General features: G+C 71.4%; 5 protein-coding genes. All 5 read right to left on the reverse strand.

Features of this window, described 5'->3' with window-relative positions:
• Positions 1–269: 269 nt before the first annotated feature.
• The 5 genes from fabF to LOY02_RS14440 all read right to left on the reverse strand — a co-directional run bounded on the left by fabF (position 270) and on the right by LOY02_RS14440 (position 5536).
• The gene (fabF, locus tag LOY02_RS14420; protein ID WP_317183057.1) at positions 270–1517 is read right to left on the reverse strand and encodes a beta-ketoacyl-ACP synthase II; all 1248 of its coding nucleotides are present in this window, start codon (positions 1515–1517) and stop codon (positions 270–272) included.
• A 138-nt stretch (positions 1518–1655) separates the two neighbouring features.
• Positions 1656–1916, reverse strand: coding sequence for an acyl carrier protein (locus LOY02_RS14425; RefSeq protein ID WP_317183058.1), 261 nt, complete (start codon positions 1914–1916; stop codon positions 1656–1658).
• 201 nt (positions 1917–2117) lie between these two features.
• Entirely contained in the window at positions 2118–3230 is a 1113-nt protein-coding gene (locus LOY02_RS14430) for a beta-ketoacyl-ACP synthase III (RefSeq protein WP_317183059.1), read from the reverse strand.
• Positions 3227–4246, reverse strand: a complete 1020-nt coding sequence (locus tag LOY02_RS14435) for an ACP S-malonyltransferase (RefSeq protein ID WP_317183060.1) — start codon at positions 4244–4246, stop codon at positions 3227–3229. Before LOY02_RS14435 ends, LOY02_RS14430 begins: the two co-directional genes overlap by 4 nt.
• A gap of 45 nt (positions 4247–4291) precedes the next feature.
• The gene (locus LOY02_RS14440) at positions 4292–5536 is read right to left on the reverse strand and encodes a helix-turn-helix domain-containing protein (RefSeq protein ID WP_317183061.1); all 1245 of its coding nucleotides are present in this window, start codon (positions 5534–5536) and stop codon (positions 4292–4294) included.
• Between the last annotated feature and the right edge of the window lie 101 nt (positions 5537–5637).

A 5637-nucleotide genomic window follows, 5' to 3' on the forward strand; every position in this document is an offset into this window, starting at 1 on the left:
AGCGCCTTGGATCGCCGCGCCGCCGCGGCAGGTTCGCCGGGGCGAAGTTGTGGCGCTGGTTCGGGTCTGGGGGCCGCGGCAGGTTCGCCGGGGCGAAGTTGTGGCGGTGGGTCGGGTCTGGGGGCCGCGGCAGGTTCGCCGGGGCGGAGTTGTGGCGGTGGGGGAGGGCGGGGCGGCCGCGCGCACCAGGGCTCGCAAAGCCTGCTGGGCTGGGACCGCGCGAGGTGCGCGGCCCCAGCCCAGCGGCATACGGCCGAGTGGTTGCGTCGTCAGACGCTCTTGATCGCGAGGGCCACGTTGTGACCGCCGAACCCGAACGAGTTGTTCAGCGCGGCGACGTCGCCCGACGGGAGGGTGTGGTGCTCGCCCGTGACGACGTTGAGCGGGATCTCGGGATCCTGGTTGTCGAGGTTGATCGTCGCCGGCACCGTGCGGTGGTGGACGGAGAGAATCGTCAGGACCGCCTCGAGGGCACCGGCGGCGCCGAGCAGGTGTCCGGTCATCGACTTCGTCGCGGTGATGGCGATGCTGTCGGTCTGGTCGCCGAAGGCGCGCTTGATCGCGTTGTACTCGGCGACATCGCCGACCGGTGTCGAGGTCGCGTGTGCGTTGATGTGGCTGATGTCGGTGAGGGAGAGTCCCGCCTGCTCGACCGCGAAGACCATTGCCCGCGACGCACCGGACCCGTTGGGCTCCGGGGCCGTGATGTGGTGGGCGTCTGCGGACAGGCCGACGCTCGCGAGCTCGGCATAGATCCTGGCTCCCCGAGCCCGAGCGTGCTCCTCGGACTCGAGGACGATGATGGCCGCCCCCTCGCCGAGGACGAAGCCGTCACGGTCGGTGTCGTAGGGGCGTGAGGCGCGCTCCGGGTCGTCGTTGCGCGTCGACAGGGCCTGCATCGCGGCGAAGCCGGCGATCGGCATGGCGTGCACGGCCGCCTCGGTGCCACCGGCGATGACCACGTCGGCACGGCCCGTGCGGATCATGTCGATCGCATAGCCCATGCTCTCGGCGCCCGACGAGCAGGCGCTGACAAGGGTGTGCACCCCTGCCCGAGCACCGAACTCGAGCGAGACGGCGGCGGACGGGCCGTTGGGCATGAGCATGGGGACAGCGAGTGGGTAGACCCGGCGGGGGCCCTTCTCACGCAACGTGTCCCACTGGTCGAGCAGGGTCCACACGCCGCCGATGCCGGAGCCGATCGCGGTGCCGATCCGCTCGGGGTCCACCTCGGGCGAGCCGGCGTCGGCCCAGGCCTCCCGGGCGGCGATGAGGGCGTACTGGCTGGACGGGTCGAGCCGTCGGGTCTCGACCTTGGCGAGCACCTCCTCGGGCTTCGTCGCGATCGTGGCGGCGAAGGTGACGGGCAGCTCGTACTTGGCCACCCAGTCGAAGTCCATGGTTCGGGCTCCGGAGCGCCCGGCGAGGACGGCTTCCCACGTCTCGGGGGCGGTGCCGCCCACGGGCGTCGTGGCGCCCAGGCCGGTGACGACGACGCGTCGGTCGTTGGACGTCATGGTGAGGTGCTCCTCGTCAGGTCAGGTCGATGGTGGTGCGGCGAGGTGGAGGACGTATGCCGCTGGGCTGGGTCCGCGTGCCCGGTGCCCACAGTGGTGGGACCGGACACGCGGCGGGCCCGAGGCGTGCGCGATGGGTCAGGCGTTGGACTCAGCCTGGGCGCCTGCGATGTAGGAGACGGCGTCGCGCACCGTCTTGAGGTTCTTGACCTCGCTGTCGGGGATGCGGACGCCGAACTTCTCCTCGGCGTTGACGACGATCGTCATCATCGACAGGGAGTCGATGTCGAGGTCGTCCGTGAAGGACTTGTCCATCTCCACGGATGCCGTGTCGAGGCCCGTCTCCTCGTTGACGATCTCGGCGAGACCCTCGAGGATCTCCTGCTCGGACTGAGCCATGTGTCTGCTCCTTCTGGTGGTCACCTGGTGGTGGTCTGATCGGGTGGTCGGTGGTTCGGCTGTGCTGGCTGTGCTGGCTGTGCTGGCTGTGCTGGTTGCGCTGGCTGTGCTCTCGGCGAGCGTCCGGGTGAGTGACCAGAACCTCTACCGAATCCCGCCTGCCGGGAGTACCCGTCGGGACACGCGGGAAACGAGGACGTCCTAGGGCAGGACGATGACCTGGGCGGCATAGACGAGGCCGGCGCCGAAGCCGATCTGCAGGGCCAGTCCGCCACTCGGGATCTCATGCTCCGCGAGCATTCGGGTGGTGGCGATCGGGATCGAGGCCGCCGAGGTGTTGGCCGTGGTCACGATGTCGCGCGCGACCGGGATGTCGGGCGGCAGCTTGAGCTGCTTGACCATGGCGTCGACGATTCGGATGTTGGCCTGGTGCGGGATGAACGCGTCGAGGTCGTCGGCCTTGATTCCGGCCCGGTCGATGGCCTGCTGGGCAACGGGCGCCATGCCCCAGACGGCCCAGCGGAAGACGCTCTGGCCCGCCATGGTCAGGGTGGGCCATCCCCTGGCGGACAGGCCTTCCACCGCACCTGCCTCGGCGGCAGCGGTGGCATCGCCGAGCCCAGCGGCCTCGGTGCTCCCGTCGCCGAGGATGTCCTTGACCTCCAGCCACGAGTGCCGGTTGGAGATGACGTCGCGCTGCGCCCCGTCGGACCCCCAGACCGTGGGGCCGATACCCGGCGTGTCGGAGGGGCCGATGACGCAGGCGCCGGCGCCGTCACCGAAGATGAAAGCCGTGCCGCGGTCGGTGTAGTCGGTGAAGTCGCTGAGCTTCTCCACACCGATGACGAGGACGTAGTCGGCGGAGCCTCCCTTGACCATGTCGCTGCCGGTCGCGACGCCGTAGCAGTAGCCGGCGCAGGCGGCCGAGATGTCCATCGCGGGAGCCGTGGACCCGAGCCGGGCGGCGAGCTCCGGGGCGGCCGCAGGGGTCTGGTAGGGATGCGTCACCGTCGCCATGAGCACGAAGCCGAGCTGCGCGGGGGAGATGCCGGCATGCTCCAGGGCCTGCCGCGCGGCGTGCTCGGCCATGTCGATGACCGACTCGTCCTCGGCGGCACGGTGGCGGCTGACGATGCCGGATCGCTCCCTGATCCACTCGTCACTCGAGTCGATCGCGTCGACGATCTCGGCGTTCGTCACGACGCGAGCAGGGCGGTAGGCGCCCACGCCGAGGACGCGCGAGTGGCGGGCCACGCCCGGGTCGATGATGGTGCCGGTCCCCTTGGGAACCGGGGCGCTGGTGGAAGCAGTCACGGGGTGGCCTCACTCGTCGACTCGTGCAGGGAAGGGGGAGCGGCGACGCCGTGCTCGGAGATCATCCGGCGGGCGGCGTCGAGGTCGTCGGGCGTCTTGAGCGCCAAGGTCTCGACGCCCTTCAGGGCGCGCTTGGCCAGGCCGACGAGAGTGCCCGCCGGCGGAAGCTCGATGAGGCCCGTGACCCCGAGCTGCTGCATGGTCTCCATGCACAGGTCCCAGCGGACCGGGTTGCTCACCTGGCGCACCAGGCGGTCCAGGGCCTCACGGCCGTCGGGGACCGCCTTGCCGTCGGCATTGGAGAGCAGCGTCACGCTCGGGTCGGAGGTCGTCATGGTGGCGGCCAGCTCCTCGAGGGTGCCGACCGCTGGGGCCATGTGGTGGGTGTGGAACGCGCCCGCGACCTGGAGCGGGATGACGCGGGCCCTGGCCGGCGGGTCGCCCCGCAGGGCTTCGAGCTGGTCGAGGGTGCCGGCGGCGACGGTCTGCCCGGCTCCGTTGACGTTGGCGGGGGTGAGGCCGTGTCGGTCGAGGGCTGCCAGCACGTCGTCGGGGTCACCGCCGAGGACGGCTGCCATCCCGGTGGGCTTCGCGGCGCTCGCGGCTGCCATGGCCCGTCCCCGCTCCCGGACGAAGACGACGGCGTCGCCGGCATCGAGGACGCCGGCGGCCGCTGCCGCGGTGATCTCCCCGACGGAGTGGCCGGCGAGCAGCCCGACGCTGGTGGCGATGGTCGAGCGGGACGCCTTGTCGGAGGTCGAGTCGGAGGTCGCGTGCGTGGTCGACCCAGCGCGTAGCGGGGGGAGAGAGACGAGCCCGGCACCGACGATGAGAGGCTGCGCGATCGCGGTGTCCTTGATCGTCTCGGCGTCGGACGTGGTCCCATGGGCAACGAGGTCGAGGCCGGTCGCCTCGGAGAGGCGTGCGAGCTCGTCCCGGACTCCGTCGAGCTCGAGCCAGGGCGTGAGGAAGCCGGGGGTCTGGGAGCCCTGTCCAGGGCAGACGATCGCTAGCACCTGTCCAGCCTCCCCGATGCTCCGCGTCCATGCTGACTCCGAATGTCACGAAGTCGGCGGTGCAGGTTTGGAGGTTTCCTCCAACGTGGCGCGGACGCTGGCGCGGGCTGAGCGCTCCGTATCGGCGAGTCGGCCGAGGGCGAGGGCGATCCGGGCCGCCCAGGCGTCCCGGGGTCGGGTCAGGTCATATCCGGTGACCTCCTCGATCCGGCCGAGTCGGTAACGCACCGTGTTGGGGTGGATGAAGAGGCGGCGCGAGGTCGCTTCGAGTGATCGGCCCGTCTCGAAGTAGGTCTCGGCCGTGGCGAGCAGGGCGCTCTGCGCGGATCGCGCCAGCGGCCGGTGGACCTGGTCGATGAGCAGTCGCTGCGCCGGCACGTCGCCGGCGAGGGCGCGCTCGGGCAGCAGGGCCTGGGACTCGACGATCCGCGGAGCGGCGGGCCATGCCGGAGCTGACGAGAGGCCGCTCAACGCGGCCCGGGCGGAGCGGCCGGCCGCGAAGAGGTGGGGCACGGTGGGGCCGACGACGATCGGCCCGTCGCCGAAGCAGTCCGCCACGGCCGACACGACCGCGAGCGGGTCCTCGGTGCCACCGAGGATCGCGATGAGGCGGGTTCGCTGGACGATTGCGAGGGCCTCGACTCCGTGGTGCCGGACGGCGCGCCGCAGGGCGTCGACGGCTGCTGCTGCACCGCCGTCGACCACGGGGGTGGTGCCGACCACGAAGGTGACGTGGCCGATGTCGCCCCATCCGAGCGCCGCCGCCCGGGACTGCATCGACTCGTCGGCCTCGCCGCGCAGGACGGCATCGACGACCAGGGCCTCGAGGCGGGCGTCCCAGGCACCGCGGGCCTCCGCCGCGCCGGCGTAGACCTCGGCCGCGGCGAAGGCGATCTCGCGGCTGAAACGGAGCACCGACTCGCGGAGCAGCTGCTCGTCGCCGGGCGCAGCGAGGCTCTCGACACGAGACTCGACGACGTCGACCACCGTGCGGACCAGGTCGAGGGTCTGGCGCAGGCTGACCGTCCGGGTCAGCTCCTGCGGGGCGTTGGCGAAGATGGAGATGGCCGACGGGGTGCTGTCCTCGTGCGCCTTGAACCAGGCGATGAACTGCAGGATCCCGGCGTGGGCGACCAGGCCGACCTGGGACCGCTCCGCGGCGGGCAGGTCGCGGTACCAGGCGAGGTTCTCCTCCATCCTCCGCGAGGCGAGGGTGGCCAGCTCCCCGGCGCTGCGGTCGACCGCGCGCGAGGTCTCCGTGCTCGGCCGGTGCGGCAGGGGTCCACTCACGACATCAGGGTACGGCCCGCCGACCGCCGAGTTTGTATGACGGGCACAATGCGACCGTGGGCGGTCAAGCGCGGTCGGGTCACCGTGGTTGGGTCACCGTG

The sequence above is a fragment of the Intrasporangium sp. genome, assembly GCF_032907665.1.
GTDB lineage: Bacteria > Actinomycetota > Actinomycetes > Actinomycetales > Dermatophilaceae > Intrasporangium.